General features: G+C 33.8%; 12 protein-coding genes. All 12 read left to right on the top strand.

Going from position 1 to position 18,651, the window contains the following annotated elements:
* Positions 1-14: 14 nt before the first annotated feature.
* On the top strand, positions 15-1,235 hold the full coding sequence (locus tag QBK95_RS07060) for an MFS transporter (RefSeq protein ID WP_280932000.1): 1,221 nt from the start codon (positions 15-17) through the stop codon (positions 1,233-1,235).
* A complete protein-coding gene (locus QBK95_RS07055) occupies positions 1,225-3,102 on the top strand; it encodes a trehalase family glycosidase (protein WP_280931998.1) in 1,878 nt (625 codons plus the stop codon). The genes QBK95_RS07060 and QBK95_RS07055 overlap by 11 nt, the downstream gene beginning before the upstream one ends.
* A gap of 138 nt (positions 3,103-3,240) precedes the next feature.
* Complete coding sequence (locus QBK95_RS07050) at positions 3,241-5,553, top strand: NADP-dependent malic enzyme (RefSeq protein WP_280931996.1); 2,313 nt, start codon at positions 3,241-3,243, stop codon at positions 5,551-5,553.
* A gap of 138 nt (positions 5,554-5,691) precedes the next feature.
* On the top strand, positions 5,692-6,273 hold the full coding sequence (gene ruvA, locus QBK95_RS07045) for a Holliday junction branch migration protein RuvA (protein WP_280931993.1): 582 nt from the start codon (positions 5,692-5,694) through the stop codon (positions 6,271-6,273).
* A gap of 47 nt (positions 6,274-6,320) precedes the next feature.
* Positions 6,321-13,445, top strand: coding sequence for a T9SS outer membrane translocon Sov/SprA (gene sov / locus QBK95_RS07040; RefSeq protein ID WP_445012622.1), 7,125 nt, complete (start codon positions 6,321-6,323; stop codon positions 13,443-13,445).
* Positions 13,446-13,600: 155 nt separating this feature from the next.
* On the top strand, positions 13,601-13,981 hold the full coding sequence (gene gcvH, locus QBK95_RS07035) for a glycine cleavage system protein GcvH (RefSeq protein ID WP_280931991.1): 381 nt from the start codon (positions 13,601-13,603) through the stop codon (positions 13,979-13,981).
* Positions 13,971-14,360, top strand: a complete 390-nt coding sequence (locus tag QBK95_RS07030; protein ID WP_280931989.1) for a VanZ family protein — start codon at positions 13,971-13,973, stop codon at positions 14,358-14,360. Before gcvH ends, QBK95_RS07030 begins: the two co-directional genes overlap by 11 nt.
* 160 nt (positions 14,361-14,520) lie before the next feature.
* On the top strand, positions 14,521-15,246 hold the full coding sequence (locus QBK95_RS07025) for an energy transducer TonB (RefSeq protein WP_280931986.1): 726 nt from the start codon (positions 14,521-14,523) through the stop codon (positions 15,244-15,246).
* 112 nt (positions 15,247-15,358) lie between these two features.
* Complete coding sequence (locus tag QBK95_RS07020) at positions 15,359-16,102, top strand: energy transducer TonB (RefSeq protein ID WP_280931984.1); 744 nt, start codon at positions 15,359-15,361, stop codon at positions 16,100-16,102.
* A gap of 111 nt (positions 16,103-16,213) precedes the next feature.
* Entirely contained in the window at positions 16,214-16,957 is a 744-nt protein-coding gene (locus QBK95_RS07015; RefSeq protein WP_280931983.1) for an energy transducer TonB, read from the top strand.
* Between the two features lie 199 nt (positions 16,958-17,156).
* Positions 17,157-18,059 carry a heme o synthase gene (gene cyoE / locus QBK95_RS07010; RefSeq protein WP_280931981.1) on the top strand — a complete coding sequence of 301 codons (903 nt, stop codon included), beginning with the start codon at positions 17,157-17,159 and terminating at the stop codon, positions 18,057-18,059.
* Positions 18,050-18,631 (top strand): cytochrome c oxidase subunit 3, encoded by a 582-nt coding sequence (locus tag QBK95_RS07005; protein WP_280931979.1) that lies wholly within the window; start codon positions 18,050-18,052, stop codon positions 18,629-18,631. Before cyoE ends, QBK95_RS07005 begins: the two co-directional genes overlap by 10 nt.
* The last annotated feature ends 20 nt before the right edge of the window (positions 18,632-18,651 follow it).

Raw genomic sequence — 18,651 nt, 5'->3', positions numbered from 1 at the left:
GAAATATTTTTATGATGAAAAACCTTACTATCAAAATCTCCTTATTTCTTAACTATTTCATATTTGCGATACTGCTCAATAGTGTAGGAATAGTAATTTTAAAATCTTTGGAAAATTACAAAGTAGATGAGGTACAAGCAAGTGCTTTAGAATGGTTCAAAGATCTTCCTATAGCATTAGTTTCTTTTATAATTGCATCTTTTCTTCCCAGAATTGGTTATAAAAAGGCAATATTAACAGGGCTTTTAATCTCTATGATAGCGTGTGTAATAATGTACTATGGCAATTCGTTTTGGTCGGCAAAGTTTTTGTTTGCTGCTATTGGAGCTTCTTTTGCTCTCATTAAAGTGTCAGTATATTCGGTAATTGGTTTGGTCACTAATTCTGCCAAGGAGCATAATAGTCTTATGAGCAGTATAGAAGGGGTTTTTATGATTGGGATCGCTCTTGCCTATTTTCTGTTTCCTGCATTTAACGACGCTAATGATCCTGATGCTTGGTTAAGAGTCTATTGGTTGCTTTCTGGATTAGCATTAATTTCTTTTTTGTTTTTGTATGTTACGAAGTTTGATGAAGGTGAAGAAATACCTGGAATAAACCTAAAAGATGATGTGAGGCAAATGATTATGTTGTGTGTTAAATTATCTGTGATTGTATTTGTCTGTAGTGCGTTTTTATTTGTAATGGTAGAACAAGGGATTATGACTTGGCTACCTACTTTTTATAACAGAGTTCTAGAGCTTCCTTCCAATGTGAGTATAATGATGTCTAGTATTTTTGCTTTATCATTGGCAGCAGGAAGAATAGGAGCAGGTGTGCTGTCAAAATACATTTCCTGGTTTTATATTTTAATTAGTTGCATACTAATAGCTATGCTTATGGTTATTTTTATTTTGCCTAAAACCATTGATGTAGAGACAGGTGTTATAGAATCTATATTTGATATTCCTATATTAGGATTTGCGTTTCCGATGATCGGGATATTTATTGCCCCAATATATCCATTACTTAACTCAGCTGTATTAAGCTCGTTACCTAAAAAAATGCATAGCCCAATGACTGGTTTGATTGTCATTTTTTCTGCATTAGGAGGTACTACGGGATCAACGTTAATAGGTTGGTTGTTTAAAAATACAGGTGCTCAAAAAGCTTTTTATTATACATTAATTCCTATGGTATTGTTATCAATATCATTATGGGTTTTAAAAAGAATAACCACTACACATGCGAATTAAAGTTCATAAAGCAACGGTTTTAAATCTATTGTTAACTCAAGAAGATACAGATCACGACAATAAGATTACAATTGATGATCAAGGCCCACGAAAATTTAAACTTATTGCTACTACTGGTAGAGAGCATATAGTAGAAGGAACATATTATCTGGCTAATTTACTTCAGGAAATAGCTCTGGAAAAACCTGATGATAAAGGTGAAATTTATATCTATTTAAACAATGTTTACAAAAAACCAAGCGATAGGATTTCAAAAATGATTAGTACGCATTATTGGAATAAACTTACCAGAAGATTGGATAATAATGGGCTCGAAAAAATAATAAAAGATGAGAAGACCATAGTTAGTGAGCAACGTCTCTATATTCCGTTTGCAGATATTGAAGCTCAGAAATACTACAATAAAATTTGTGAAAACAGAAAAGACATTTCAATAGTAATACTTCCTGAAAAGATTACTCCAGAATATGTATTATCTATTAATGACAAACCTGGAATACTAGCATTATCATTCGACAATAAAAAAAATGAAGCTGCACCTTTTGTGGTGCCTGGAGGAAGGTTTAACGAAATGTATGGTTGGGACAGCTATTTTATTAACGTAGGCTTGTTATTAGATAGCAAAAAAGACCTAGCAAAAGGGATGATAGATAATTTTAATTATCAGATTACTCACTATGGTAAAATCCTCAATGCAAATAGAAGTTATTTCTTAACCAGAACACAACCTCCGTTTTATACTTCGATGATTTTAGAGTATTATGAAAAGTATCAAGATGAAACACCTATAGCATGGTTAAAGGATTGTGTGAAGATTGCTATTCAGGAATATGAAACTGTATGGATGCAACCTGAACAAAGGTTAGCTAATAATGGTTTGAATAGATTTTATGCAGAAGGAATAGGGATTCCTCCAGAGACAGAACAAGGGCATTTTGATTATATTCTTCAGGAATATGCAATGAATTCTAATCTATCCGTACATCAATATGGAAAAAAGTACCTTAATAGAGAAACGATCAATTTAGAATTAGATGAATACTTTTTGCATGATAGAAGCGTACGTGAAAGTGGTCATGATACAACCTATAGATTAGAAGGAATCTGTGCTAATATTACATCTGTAGATCTAAACTCTCTTTTATTTAAATATGAAAAAGATTTAGCATATTGTATAAAGAAATACTTCAAGAATGAGTTTTTATATAATAAAAGAAAATACAACTCTGAATATTGGGATAACAAAGCTCAGGAAAGAGTTGTGAAAATGAATTCATATCTATGGGATGAAAAAAAAGGAAGCTATTTCGATTATGATATTAAAAATAAAAAACAAATAGATTTTGACTCTGCAACTTCGTTATATCCATTATGGGCTAAATTATGTTCAAAGGAGCAGGCAGAGAAGCTAGTAGAAAGTTTATTACCAGTGATAAAGTGTTCCTACGGGATTTCGGGTAGTTCTAAGTTTTCATTACGAAATGTTCCTAAAGATGCCCCAAAACGACAGTGGGATTATCCTTATGGATGGGCTCCGCATCAAATGTTAATTTGGAAAGGGTTATTAAACTATGGATATGATGATTTAGCACAAGAACTGATTTATCGCTGGTTATGGATGATTACAAAAAATGCTGTAGATTTTAATGGAGTCATTCCCGAAAAATATGATGTAGACAAAGGATCCTATAAAATTGATGTAGAATATGGTAATGTAGGCTCGGATTTCAAGTATGTTCCAGATGGAGGTTTTGGGTGGATGAATGCATCATATCAATTAGGATTAAGCTTTTTAAGCGAAAAACTAAGGAATGAACTCGATAAGCTTATAGAACCTGATGATATTTTTAATAGAAAGACGAAATAATTGATAAATTCACAATACATTTCTTAAAAAGACAATAACTTTTCTGAAGTTTCAATTTTTTTGAAGATTACTGTGTTTTGCCTTTTGCATCTCGAACAGACTTGTACCTTTGTATTGCACACAATTTATTGATTTAGTATGAGTATCGAAAGCAAACGAAGAGAAGCGTTAATTTATCACGCAAAACCTACTCCCGGTAAAATCAAAGTAGTACCTACCAAAAAATATGCTACACAAAGAGATTTGTCATTGGCATATTCTCCTGGAGTAGCAGAACCTTGTTTAGAAATTGAAAAAGATATTTCAAATGCATATAAGTATACTGCCAAAGGTAACTTAGTAGCTGTAATATCTAATGGTACAGCGGTTTTAGGATTAGGTGATATCGGCCCAGAAGCATCCAAGCCTGTAATGGAAGGTAAAGGATTATTGTTTAAAATTTTTGCTGATATAGATGTATTCGATATTGAGGTGGATACTAAAGATGTTGATGCCTTTATTGAAACAGTAAAGAATATAGCACCAACATTTGGAGGAATTAATCTTGAGGATATCAAAGCACCAGAAGCCTTTGAAATCGAAAGACGTCTAAAAGAAGAATTAGATATTCCCGTGATGCATGATGATCAACACGGAACTGCTATTATTTCTGCGGCGGCTCTGTTAAATGCTTTAGAAATAGCTAAAAAAGATATCGATAAAGTAAAAATAGTAGTCAGTGGTGCAGGAGCAGCAGCGGTTTCTTGTACAAGATTGTATAAAGCCTTTGGAGCAAAAGCCGAAAACATAGTAATGACAGATAGTAAGGGTGTAATCCGAAAGGATAGAGAAAACCTTACTCAAGAAAAAGCTGAGTTTGCAACGGATCGTGATCTGGATACATTAGAAGATGCAATGAAAGATGCGGATGTATTTATTGGTTTGTCTATGGCCAATTTGGTAGAGCCAGAAATGCTGCTTACCATGGCTGATGATCCAATTGTATTTGCTATGGCAAATCCTGATCCCGAAATAAAATATGATCTCGCTATAAAAACGAGAAAGGATATTATAATGGCTACAGGAAGAAGTGATCATCCTAATCAAGTTAATAATGTATTAGGATTTCCATTTATTTTTAGAGGAGCTTTGGATGTTAGAGCAACAGGTATTAATGAAGCCATGAAAATGGCAGCTGTAAAAGCATTGGCAGATTTAGCTAAAGAACCAGTTCCAGAACAAGTGAATATAGCGTATGGTGAAACCAGACTTAATTTTGGAAGAGAATATATTATACCAAAACCTTTTGACCCAAGACTAATTGCTAAAGTGCCGCCTGCAGTAGCAAAAGCAGCTATAGAAAGCGGTATTGCTACAGAGCCAATTGAAGATTGGGATAAGTATGAAGATGAGTTACTCGAAAGAATGGGTAATGACAATAAGTTGGTAAGACTATTGATGGATAGAGCAAAACGAAGCCCTAAGAGGGTTGTTTTTGCCGAAGGAGATCATTTAGATGTATTGAAAGCAGCACAAACTGTTAAAGAAGAAGGGATTGCTTTTCCAGTATTATTAGGGCGAAAAGATGTTATAATTGAGTTGATGAAAGAGCTTGATTTTGACTCGAAAGGTGTTACTATTATTGACCCTAAAGCAGATGAAGAAATTGAACGAAAAAATAGATACGCAGAAAAATATTGGAAAGATAATAGTAGAAAGGGAATAACTAAGTATGGCGCGCAACGATTAATGCGCGAACGTAATTATTTTGCAGCGATGATGGTTAATGAAGGAGATGCAGACGCGTTGCTTTCAGGATATTCACGTAGTTATCCAACAGTGTTGAAACCAATATTTGAACTTATTGGATTAGCAAAAGGAGCAACTCGTATTGCGACTATGAACGTAATGATGACTAATAAAGGACCTTTGTTTATTAGTGATACTTCTATTAACATAGATCCTTCGTCAAAAGAATTGGCAAAGATAGCACAGATGACAGCCAGAACAGTAGAAATGTTTGGAGTAGATCCAGTAATTGCTATGATATCATATGCTAATTTTGGGTCATCTAAGCATCCTAATGCTTCTAAAGTAAAAGATGCAGTTTCATATCTACATCGTTATTATCCGAATCTAATTGTTGATGGAGAATTACAGATGGATTTTGCATTAAATAGAGAAATGCGTAAGGATAAGTTTCCATTTTCTAAACTAAATGGACGTAAAGTAAACACCTTGGTTTTTCCTAATTTGGATTCTGCAAACAGTACCTATAAAATGTTGAAAGAATTAAATAATTCTGAGTCTATTGGTCCAATTATGATGGGAATGAAAAAACCAGTTCATATTCTTCAATTAGGTGCAAGTGTTGAAGAAATGGTAAACGTTGCAGCAGTTGCAGTTATTGATGCGCAAGAAAAGGAAAAAAGAGAAAAAGAAATGTTTTCGTTGGTTTCCAATGAGATATAGAGATGAAATATAGGATTTTACATCCAAATATTAATGATATAATAAGCTTCAAAAATGAGCAGTTTTTGAAGCTTATTTTTTTAAGTCATATTGTAGTATAATTTTATTACTTTTGGATGCTTAATATCCAATTAACAGATGATTACACAAATCAAGGGGCGACTGGTAGAAAAAAATCCTACTGATGTAATAATAGATTGCAATGGAGTTGGGTATTTTTTACACATTTCATTACATACCTTTTCTCTTATTCCTGATCAAGAAGTTTTAAAGCTTTATACACACCTTCAAGTAAAAGAGGACTCTCATACTTTATTTGGTTTTGCTGAAAAATTAGAACGAGAAATTTTTAGACTTTTAATTTCTGTTTCAGGAATCGGCGCAAGCACTGCAAGAACAATGTTATCATCTTTGCACCCAGATCAGGTTAAAGATGCTATTGCTTCCAGTGATGTGGCAACGATACAATCGATTAAGGGAATTGGTGCAAAAACAGCACAAAGAGTAATTATTGATTTAAAAGATAAAATTCTTAAAGTTTATAATATTGATGAACTTTCTGTATCCCAAAACAATACTAATAAAGATGAAGCGTTATCTGCATTAGAAACCCTTGGATTTAATAGAAAACAAGCTGAAAAAGTTGTCGATAAAATTCTAAGAGATAGCCCCACCGAAACTGTAGAAAATATTATTAAACAAGCACTAAAAAATTTATAAAAGCATTGAGCTCATTACATCCGTTACATTCTAAATTTTTAAAAAGAATAGTTTGTTTAATCGCACTTTATGGTGGAGTGCTTTTCGGTCAGGAAAATGAAACCGTTAGAGATTCTACGAGTACAACATTTTCACTGGGTGAGATTTCCTTGCCAGATCCCAATAGTATTGTCTCAAAATACGAATATGACCCAGTAACGAATCGATATATTTATCGAGAAATGTTAGGGCAGTTTAATGTGCGATACCCTCTTTTTTTAACTCCAGAAGAATTTGAAACGCTGGTTGAAGAAGAACAAAGAAGAAATTATTTTAAAGAAAAAATTAGCGCTTTTAGCGGAAAAACTGATGGTAGCGAAGAAAAACGTAAAAATCTTCTTCCTATTTTTTACGTGCGTTCTGAATTTTTCGAATCTATATTTGGTGGGGATGCGATTGAAATAATCCCACAAGGATCTGTAGAAATGGATTTAGGGATCTTGTATACAAAACAAGATAACCCCGCATTTTCTCCTAGAAACAGAAGTAATTTTACCTTTGATTTTGATCAAAGAATCAGTTTAAGTTTGTTAGGGAAAGTTGGTAAAAGACTTCAGATAACAGCTAATTATGATACAGAATCTACTTTTGATTTTCAAAACCAAATAAAATTAGAATATACCCCAACAGAAGATGATATTATTCGAAGTATAGAGATTGGTAATGTAACAATGCCGATTAATAATTCTTTAATTCAGGGATCACAAAGTCTTTTTGGTGCTAAGTTAGGATTGCAGTTTGGTAAAACTAGTGTTACCGCTGTATATTCAGAACAAAGATCAGAAACCAGATCGGTAAATGTAGAAGGCGGAGGAACGGTAGAGGACTTTGAGATTTATGCATCAAAATATGACGAAAACAGACACTACTTTTTAGCACATTACTTTAGAGATAATTATGATGAAGCTTTATTAAATTATCCCTTTATTAATAACAACATACAGATTACAAGAATAGAAGTATGGATAACAAACAGAGCTACTAGTGCTCAGACATTAACAGATGCTAGAAACATAGTTGCTATTCAGGATTTAGGAGAGTCACCTATTGCAGGTAATTTTACAATTCCTGCGTCATTATTTAATTCTCCCGCTGGATCATTCCCTGATAATGGGAATAATGATCTGGATCCTTTTGATATTGGACCCACAGGACCTGTTACAGATGCAGTACGTCAAATATCAACGGTACAACAAGGTTTTGTAGGACCTATCGCTGGGTTTAATGAAGGCTTCGATTATGCGGTGTTAGAAAATGCCAGGCAATTAAATGTCAACGAGTATACGCTAAATACCCAATTGGGATATATCTCTTTAAACCAACGATTAAATAATGATGAGGTCCTAGCGGTAGCGTTTCAATATACCGTAGGTGGACAAGTGTATCAAGTAGGAGAATTTGCCAATGATGGTGTAGATGCTACAATTGGGGATAATTCTGGAAGTGGTGTAGAGATAGGTTCTAGTCAGAGTTTGGTAGTAAAAATGCTAAAGAGCCCAATTACCAGTGTAGATCTACCAATGTGGGATCTTATGATGAAAAATATCTATAACACAGGTGCTTTTAGATTGGATTCTAATGATTTTAGATTAAATATTGTATACTCAAACCCTTCTCCAGTTAATTATATTGTAGCAGCAGAAGGCTCAGCAACACCATTACCAGATGATGTAAACGAAACAAGATTATTGAGTGTTTTCAATATGGACCGTTTGAATCCAAATAATGACCCAGTACAAGGAGCAGATGGCTCAGGTGATGGTTTCTTTGATTATGTGCCTGGATTGACAATTGATCCAGAAAATGGAAGAATTATTTTTACTACTGTAGAACCATTTGGGCAACATCTTTTTAATAAATTAGATAATGATGGAATCGCAAATCCTGCAGATTATAATAACCCTCTAAACTATAATGAAAATCAAACAGAGTATGTATTCAGGGAATTATATACACAAACAAAAATTGTAGCTGAGCAAGAGGCAGCTAATAAAAATTATTTCCAGTTGAAAGGAAGATATAAATCTTCTGGTCAGGATGGAATTCCTTTAGGAGCTTTTAATGTACCACAAGGATCTGTTACCGTTACTGCAGGAGGAAGAACGCTGCAAGAAGGGGTTGATTATACGGTGAATTATTCATTAGGTAGAGTAAATATTCTGGATGAAGCCTTATTAGCATCAAACACTCCAATTCAAGTGTCGACAGAGAATAATGCGGTGTTCGGTCAGCAAACTAAACGTTTTACAGGATTAAATATAGAACATAAATTCAGTGATAATTTTATTGTCGGTGGTACTTATTTAAATCTAAATGAAAGACCCATTACTCAAAAATCAAGTTATAATTTTGAACCAATTAATAATACATTATTAGGTTTTAATCTTAATTATTCTACAGAAGTTCCATTCTTAACAAGAATGGTGAATAAATTACCAAATATTGACACAGATGTTCCGTCTAATGTTTCTGTAAGAACAGAAGGGGCATATCTGATTGCTGGTGCACCAAAAGGAGCTGATTTTGGAGGTAGAGTTACAACCTATATTGATGATTTTGAAGGAGCGCAAACACAGATTGATGTAAGTTCAGCTTTGTCTTGGGAACTGTCTAGTGTGCCTATTGGTTTTGATGATCGTGATCCTAATGCTGTTCTTACGGGAATAGAATCTGGATACAGAAGAGCTGATTTATCATGGTATACAGTGGATCCAATCTTCTATAGTAGCAGCAGACCAAGCGGAATCAGTGATGAAGATATAAATTTTAACCCTGCAAGAAGAGTTTTTATTGATGAGATTTTTCCAGTTACAGACAGGCCTCCAGGACAAACACTGTCATTATTTCCATTAGATTTAAGTTATAGGCCCTCAGAACGTGGTCCTTATAATTTCAACCCAGCATATGTTCCAGGTAGTGGATTGGCTGAACCCGATCCAGCAACGAATTTTGCAGGAATCACCAGACAACTAACATCTACAAATTTTGAACAATCTAATGTAGAGTTTATTGAGTTTTGGTTGATGGATCCGTTTTTTGATCCAGGTGATGGACAAGAACCGCTTACAGAAGCTACAAGTGGAACGATTGTTTTTCATTTAGGAAATATTAGTGAGGATGTATTAAAAGATGGAAGAAAACAATATGAAAATGGACTTCCTACTGAAATTGATCTCGGTTTTACGCCAACTTCAGGAACTATTGGTCAAGTTCCAGTAAATCAGTCATTAATTTATGCGTTTGATTCTGAAGGGCAAGCTAGAGTGAACCAAGATGCTGGATATGATGGATTGAATGACGCTCAGGAAGCTACTGTCTTTTCTCCTGATTTTGGGACAGAAGATCCAGCAAATGATAATTATACATATTTCCTTCAAGGAGAAGGAGGTATTGTACAGCGATATAATGATTATAACGGAACGCAAGGAAACTCTCCAACAAGTGTGTCTGATGAAGATCGTGGTAACACAACTTTTCCTACAGCAGAGGATGTGAACCGTGATAATACAATGAATACTATAGATAGTTATTTTGAATATGAAGTCCCTATTTTTCCAGGAATGTCTGTAGGGAATGATGGTGGTACGGGATTTATTTCTGATTCACCTGAACCGATAACTACTACGATTTTGAATGGAGTTAACAGGTCAACAAGATGGATTCGATTTAAAGTGCCTATCTATGAGCCAACAAATGCCCGAAACATTAGTGATTTTAGATCCATTCGTTTTATGAGGATGGTAGTTACTGGTTTTGATCAGCCAGTAGTATTAAGATTTGCAACGCTTGATCTAGTACGTGGAGATTATAGAAGATATATTCAGATTGGTAATACTACAAATGATCCAACCAGTGGATTGAATATTTTTGGAGATAATGAGGTAATCGTTACTTCTGTTAGTGAGGAAGAAACTTTTAATTATGTGACACCTCCAGGAGTAAGAAGAGAAGAGTTGATTAATAATAATACCACGATAAGAGAAGATGAAAGATCTTTGGCTTTAACAGTAAATGAACTTCAAGCGGGTGATTCGCGTGGTGTATATAAGAATTTCAATGTGGATATGCGTCAATATGAGAACTTAGAAATGTTCTTGCACGCAGAAAACCTTCCTGCTCAAAATAGTTTGTTGGATGATGAGTTAGTTGCTTTTGTTAGAATGGGTAACGATTTTACAAATAACTTTTATCAGATAGAGCTACCGTTAAAAGTTTCTGATTTGTCGGATAGAGACCCAGAGGATGTATGGCCGACCGCAAATAGGTTAAATCTTCCGCTGGAATTTCTTCAAGAAATAAAATCTACTGTTATAGGTGATGGTGCATTAAATAGCACAGAACTTAACTTTTTTAATGGGCCAAATGACCTGAGAGTAGGTATAAAAGGAAATCCTAATTTTGGAGATGTACGTGTAATGATGGTTGGAGTTAAAAATCCAAGCGGTTCTACAGAATCAGGGACGGTTTGGTTTAACGAAATGCGTTTGAGCGATCTTAAGAATCAAGGAGGTTGGGCAGCTGTAGGTAGTTTAGATGCTAACATTGCTGATTTTGCTACAATAAGTGCTTCAGGTAGAATTAGTACCATCGGTTTTGGAGGAATAGAGCAAGGACCTAACGAAAGAAGTAATGAAGACCTTAAGCAATATGATTTAACAACGAATGTAAATCTAGGTCAATTACTACCTAAGAAGTGGGGAGTGCAAGTTCCTTTTAATTATAGTCGTGGAGAAGAACTTATAACTCCGCAATATGATCCAGAATTTTTAGATTTAGAATTACAGGATAGATTGGATAATGAAACTGATCCAGAGGAAAAAGAAAGAATTAGAAGACAATCAGTTAATTATACAAAAAGACAAAGTTTTAATGTTATTGGATTGCGAAAAGATAGAACAGGTGATGCTAAACCTATGCCTTATGATGTAGAAAACTTTACCTTTTCAGGGACTTATAATCAAACAGATCATCATGATTTTGAGATAGAAAATTCTCTGGATCAAAGTGTACGTGTTGGTGGGACTTATGATTTTAGCTTTCAGCCTAAAGAAGTTGAGCCTTTCAAAAAAATTAAATTCTTAGGAAAAAGTAAATATTTTGATCTGATTAAAGACTTTAATTTTAATCTATTACCAACAAGTATTTCAGTAAACTCTAATATTAGTAGACAATATAATGAGCAGGTATTTAGAGATATAACTAGAAATGTAGGTGATATACCAACACCTACATTAAAGCAACGTAACTTCTTATTTGATTGGCAATATGGTATCAATTATAATCTAACAAAATCTCTTAATTTTAGTTTTGCATCAGCAAACAATAGAATTGTAAAGAATTTTATTGATGAGGAAGGTATTGTGGATGATAGCATTGGTGTATGGAGCGGTCTTTTTGATGTAGGAGACCCTAATTTTCATAGTCAACAATTGCAAGTAAACTACGAAATTCCTTTTAATAAGATTCCTTTGTTTAAGTTCATGAGAGCAACGTACTCTTATTCTGCGGATTTTCAATGGACCAAAAGTAGTGAAGCTCTTAGGAATGTAGAAGGAATAGTTGATTTAGGTAATACCGTTCAGAATGCTAACATACATACGGTAAATGGTTCCTTAGATATGGGTACCTTGTATAAGTATGTTGGACTTACTAAGAAAAAACCAGGAAGGAAAAAGACTAAGAAAAAGAAAACATCAAAAGAAGGAGAAGAAAAAGATACTGCTAAACCTGTTGCTGCGAATAAAAGAACAAAAAAGAGATCCAGTAAACTAACTGTTGGTGATAAAGCGTATAATACATTAATTGGTTTGGTTACTGCAATAAAAAAGGTCAATGTCAATTACCAGCAGGATAATGGTATTTTCTTGCCAGGATATTTGAGAGAACCTGGATTTGTAGGAACACTAAAACCTACAGTTGGATTTACTTTTGGTAGCCAATCTGAAATAAGAGATATAGCAGCAAGAAATGGTTGGCTAACATTATTTCAAGATTTTAACCAGCAATATAGAGAAGTAGAAGGAAGACAACTTAATATACAGGCCTCTGTTGATTTACTGAAAGATCTTAAAATTGATATTAGTGCAAGTAGAAATTACTCTGAAACTTTTACTGAAAATTATAGAGTAGATAGTGATTTAGAATATCAATCGTTGACACCAAATACTTTTGGGAACTATACTATTTCGACATTATTGATCAAGACAGCCTTTAAGAAAAGTGATGAATTTACTTCAGAGACTTTTGAGGAGTTTAGAGAGAACAGATTTGTTATTGCAAGAAGACTTGCTTTAGAGCGAGGAATTGACCCCAATTTGGATTCAGATGGTGATGGTTTTCCTGATGGCTTAGGAGGAACAAATCAAGCAGTACTGCTACCAGCGTTTCTTGCTGCATATACTGGAGCTGATCCAGAAAGTGTGCAGAAAGGTGCTTTTAGGGATGTTCCGATGCCTAACTGGGATATTAAATATACGGGATTAATGAATCTAAAATGGTTTAAAAAGCGATTTAAACGATTCTCAATGGCTCACGGATATCGAGCTAATTATACAATCAATCAATTCCAAACGAATCTTGATTTTAATGCTAATAATCCTGATGAATTAGATCAAGGAGGGAATTTTAAAAATCCTGAATTGTATGCTAATATTAATCTTACAGAACAGTTCAGTCCATTGATACGATTAGATATGGAAATGAAGAATTCCATTAAGATTCTTGCAGAATGGAAAAAAGATAGAGCGTTATCACTGAGTTTTGATAATAATTTGCTTACAGAAATAAGAGGGAATGAATATATCATAGGGCTTGGGTATAGAGTACAAGATTTGACATTTGTAACAAGAATAGCTGGTAAAAAGACTACGCTTAAGAGTGATCTTAATTTTAGAGCAGATCTATCACTTCGTCAAAATGAGACTGTTATTAGATATCTGGATATAGAAAATACACAAGTAACCGCTGGACAAGATATTTATGGAATTAAGTTTACTACAGACTATGCATTAAGTAAAAACTTAACAGCATTGTTGTTTTATGATCATACATTTTCTAAATATTCAATTTCTACCGCTTTTCCTCAGACTACAATTCGTGGTGGGTTTACATTGCGATATAATTTTGGGAATTAATAGTATTGACTTTGGATAAAATTCTATTAGTTCTTTTTTAAAAAAGACTATGGTAGTTAATTTTTGATAATTTTTATGACTGTTTTTCTATAATTTGACAAAATAGATTTATTTTCGTCATCAGTATAGTAACAATTTAAAAATACTTTTTTCGGATGAATATTCCTTCAGAATTAAAATACACAAAAGATCACGAATGGATCAAAATAGATGGAGACATCGCAACCGTTGGAATCACTGATTTTGCACAAAGTGAATTAGGTGATATCGTTTATGTAGAAGTTGAAACAGTTGGAGAAGACCTTGAGAGAGAAGAGGTTTTTGGAACAGTTGAGGCAGTGAAAACTGTTTCAGATTTGTTTCTCCCATTAACTGGAGAGATTTCAGAGTTTAATGAAGCGCTAGAAAGCGATCCTGAATTGGTAAATAGTGATCCGTATGGCGAAGGATGGATGGTGAAAATTAAAATAACAGATACGTCGGAAATAGAAGATCTTTTGTCAGCAGATGGGTATAAAGAGCTTATTGGCGCATAAAAATCTATTAGTACTAGTATTGGCTTATACCACTTTGATTGGCTGGTTATCATTGGCTAAAGTTCACATACCAATAGACTCTAGTATTCAAGGTTCTGATAAAGTAGGGCATTTGTTAGCGTATTTTGTTTTTACAATTGTCTGGTTTTTGTTTTTCTTTTTTTCTGAAAAACAGAATAGGAGTTTTGCTCAGAGTTTGATGTGGGCAGGAATATTAGCTTTTTTGTTTGGAATATTAATGGAATTTTTTCAGGCAATATTGACGAGCTATCGTAGTTCAGAATGGTATGATGTTCTTGCAAACACTAGTGGCATTATTTTTGCTGCAATTGTTTTGAAAATGCTTCAGAATAAACTAGTTAGATTCAAGAGAGCATAATGTGAATTTTAATGTTTGCATGAGTATAAGTTGAATTGAAATGTAAAAAGATTGATACTATAAAAGTTAAAAATTGTATTTTTTGTTTTACATTTTTATCTTTAATTGGAAATTACAAAAGAAATTAGCTATTTTAGCAATCCTATAATAATATCGTAATATGGAACCGAAGAAAAATCCCAAAGCAGATTTAAGTAAGAGAAGCGCCTTGTTTTTACAACTTGGCCTTATTTTAGTTCTTTTTGTAACATGGCAAGCTATTGAGTGGAAAACGTATGATCGTAGTAATATAGATATTGGTCAGGTTAATCTTGATGAATTAGAAGAGGAAGAAGTTCCTATTACGCAGAATTTAAATACACCTCCACCACCTCCACCTCCACCACCAGCACCAGAAATTATTGATGTTGTTGAAGATGAGGAAGAAGTAGAGGAAACAATTATAGAATCTACTGAAACTAATCAAGAAGAGGAGATTGTAGAAGTAGAAGAAGTAGAAGATGTAGAAGAAGAAGAAGAGATTGCAGATGTACCTTTTGCTGTAATCGAAAATGTTCCAGTTTTCCCAGGATGTGAGAAAATGTCTGGAAATGCAGCTAAAAAGAAATGTATGAGTGATAAGGTTAAGAAATTTGTTAACCGTAAGTTTAATACAGAACTAGGAAGTGAACTAGGACTTTCTGGGGTGAATAGAATATATGTTCGTTTTAAAATTGATAGAAACGGAAATATTGTAGGTGTTCAAGCAAGAGGACCACACCCAAGATTAGAAAAAGAAGCTAAGCGTGTAGTACAACTTCTTCCTAAGATGACACCTGGTAAACAAAGAGGAAAAGCAGTAGGTGTACTGTATTCTTTACCAATTGTTTTCCAAGTACAGGACTAGGCAAAATAATTTAAATAATATTTGAATCCCATCTGCGATATTCGTAGATGGGATTCTTTTTTTGGTATGCTTGTTGTGTCTAGAATTAACTGTAACGTTAAAACTAAATGATATGAGTAACAAGCATGAGGCTAATGTGCGTAAAGGCACATTGGTCAACTTTCAGATTGGGCTTATCGCTAGCCTTTTATTTACCTATGTGATGTTTGAGGTGTATACTTCAAAACCTGTAGAAAAACCAGATGAAGATTCATTTGTTGTAGAAGATGAATCATTTATTTGGAATGGAGAGTTCGAAGTTTATCAAGAACCAGAACAAAAAGTAATTGCACAAAAAAAACCAGAACCAGTTCCAGATCCTGAAGAATTTGATGTGGTTGAGGATGATGCCGTGATTGATGAGGTAACAGATGAATTTAAAAGTGAAGAACCTGTAGAATCTACTCCTTTTAATCCTGATGCTATACATGATAAAGAAGATGAAGAAGTGCCTGAAAATGTTCCTTTTTCTGTAGTAGAAGATGTTCCGATCTTTCCTGGTTGTGAGAAATTAAAATCAAACAAAGAAAGGGCAGCTTGCTTCTCTGAGAAGATTAGTAAAATAATTTCTCGGAAGTTTAATACAGATATTGGAAGTGAGTATGGACTAAATGGAGTGCAACGAATATATACGTTGTTTGATGTGTCGGCAGATGGTACTATTCAGAACATACAAGTTAGAGCACCACATCCAAAGCTTAAAAAAGAAGCAGAAAGAGTTATAGGCTTGTTTCCTAAAATGACACCAGGCAAACAACGTAAGATACCTGTGACCGTAAAATACCAATTACCAATAGTGTTTAAAGTTCAGGATTAGTAAAAAAACATTTTTAAAATATCAGAATCCCGTTACGTTAATCGTAAACGGGATTCCTTTTTGGTATGCTTGTTGATTCAGATTTTAATTGTAACGTTAAAACTAAATAGTATGAGTAACAAGCATGATGCTAATGTACGAAAAAGTACATTGGTTAACTTTCAGGTTGGGCTTATTGCAAGCCTTTTATTCACGTATGTGATGTTCGAGATGTATACCGCTGTTTCTTCGGTTAAACCTTCAGAAATAGTATCTGTAGAAGCAGATGATACTGAATATACAATGGATGCATTTAAGGTTGAAATAGAGCCTAAAAAAGAAGTAGCTGCTAAATCTAAAAAGATTAAAAAACCAGATTGGACGAAGCCGAAAGTAGTTGATGATAATACTGCTTTGAAAAACCTAAAAAAGGAATTAAGTGGAGAAAACCAAAAAACTCGATCAGAACCAATCTCAATTGATTCGATAATTGATGTTGGTGGCACAGAAGATATAGTGTATCCAATTAATAAAGTAGCTATAGCACCGATTTATCCTGGTTGTGAGAGGTATGATAACAATGATGATAGAATAGCGTGTTTTTCAAGTAAAATTAGAAGGTTAGTTTCTAAGAAATTTAATGCTAGTTTAGGAGAAGAGTATGGTCTCAAAGGATTGCAACGCATCGATGTACAGTTTGAAGTGGGTAAAGATGGAGTTATAAAAGAAGTAAAAGTAAGAGCGCCACATCCTGTATTAGAGAAGGAAACTAGAAGAGTAGTGGGGAAGTTCTCAGATATGCAACCTGCAAAAATTGGAGATGAAGCTGTACGAGTAAAGTATATTTTGCCAATAACATTTAAAATACACGAATAAAATATAAAACCCAGCGAATCTAGCTGGGTTTTTAGTTTAGTAATTTAAAAACTTGCCTTATAATATCTGGAAAATCCTCCATTTAATTAGTGTAGTTGTTAAAAGGTGAATTATAAGCAGTTATAAGTTGCCTAAAATGCTTTTAAGATATATCTTTGCACCACTTTTTAAAAAAAGCAATCTAGATAAAGTGCAAAATTTGAGTGTAACCCAAGTTAATACTGCTAAAGTTTCTGTAATTCAGGATTTTAAAGAGATTACTAAAATGCGATTGGCATTGAGTGTTGTGTTCTCTTCTGTTGCAGGTTATTTATTAGGAGTTGAAACTGTTTCCTGGAGCACATTAGTGCTATTGTCTATAGGAGGATATTTTATGGTTGGAGCGTCTAATGCTTTTAATCAGATTATTGAACGCGATCTTGATGTGTTAATGGATCGAACTAAAAATAGACCAATTCCTTCAGGTAGGATGTCGGTAAATACTGCTTTTGCTATTGCAGCGATATTTACGATTTTAGGGATTTCTGTTCTATATGTTATTAACCCTCAAACCGCAATGTTTGGGGCTATTTCAATTTTTATATACGTTAGTTTATATACACCTTTAAAAACCAAAACTCCTTTGGCTGTATTTGTAGGTGCAATTCCAGGTGCAATTCCTTTTATGCTTGGATGGGTTGCGGCCACAAATGATTTCGGTATTGAACCAGGGACACTGTTTATGATTCAGTTTTTTTGGCAATTTCCACATTTTTGGGCAATTGGATGGTTTCTTTTTGAAGATTATAAAAAAGGAGGCTTCTTTATGTTACCTACAGGTAAAAGAGATAAAGGAACCGCTAATCAAGTTATAATTTATACAATCTGGACAGTGGTTACTTCTCTAATACCAATTTTTGGAGTTACAGGTAGGTTATATATTACTCCGATTTCGGGAATTTTAATATTGATTCTAGGAGGCTTCTTATTAAGATATGCGATAAGGCTATACAAGGTTAGGGATGCTAAAACGGCAAAACAACTCATGTTGGCTAGTGTATCATATATTACATTGCTACAAATTATTTATGTGGCAGATAAATTTATTCGTGCATGGATTTAACGCAAGGTACAACAAGCGAAAAGCAAAAAAGAGCAAAAAAAACCATGATGTGGTTTGCAATGATAAGTATGACTATGACTTTTGCGGGTCTTACAAGTGCTTATGTTGTTAGCAAGTCCAGAGAAGATTGGTTAACAGATCTTGTTTTTCCTGATTCGTTTATTACAAGTGTGTTGATCATAATTGCAAGTAGTATTGCTTTTTACTTTGTTAAAAAAGCAATTGAAAATGAAAATAGGAGCTTAGCGACTCTTTTGCTTTTAACTACATTTAGTCTAGGTGTATTATTTGTGTTTATGCAATTTCAGGGTTTTGCCGATATCATGAAACAGGGATATTATTTCACTGGGCCATCCGCTAATATTGTTCCTACTTTTTTATATATCATAGTAGTATTGCATATAGTCCACGTAATTGTAGGGTTAATAGTGCTTTTAGTCGTAATTTATAATCATTTTAAACAAAAGTATAAAAGAGGGCAAACCCTTGGTTTAGAACTTGGTGGTATGTACTGGCATTTTGTAGATGTTTTGTGGGTTTATCTCTTTTTATTTTTATATTTCGTTAGATAATAAAATTGATTACTTTTGTG

Source organism: Aquimarina mycalae (genome assembly GCF_029906345.1).
In the GTDB taxonomy this organism is placed as follows: domain Bacteria; phylum Bacteroidota; class Bacteroidia; order Flavobacteriales; family Flavobacteriaceae; genus Aquimarina.
The sequence above is the reverse complement of the archived record's forward strand: the minus strand, read 5'-3'. Positions and strand labels throughout refer to the sequence as shown.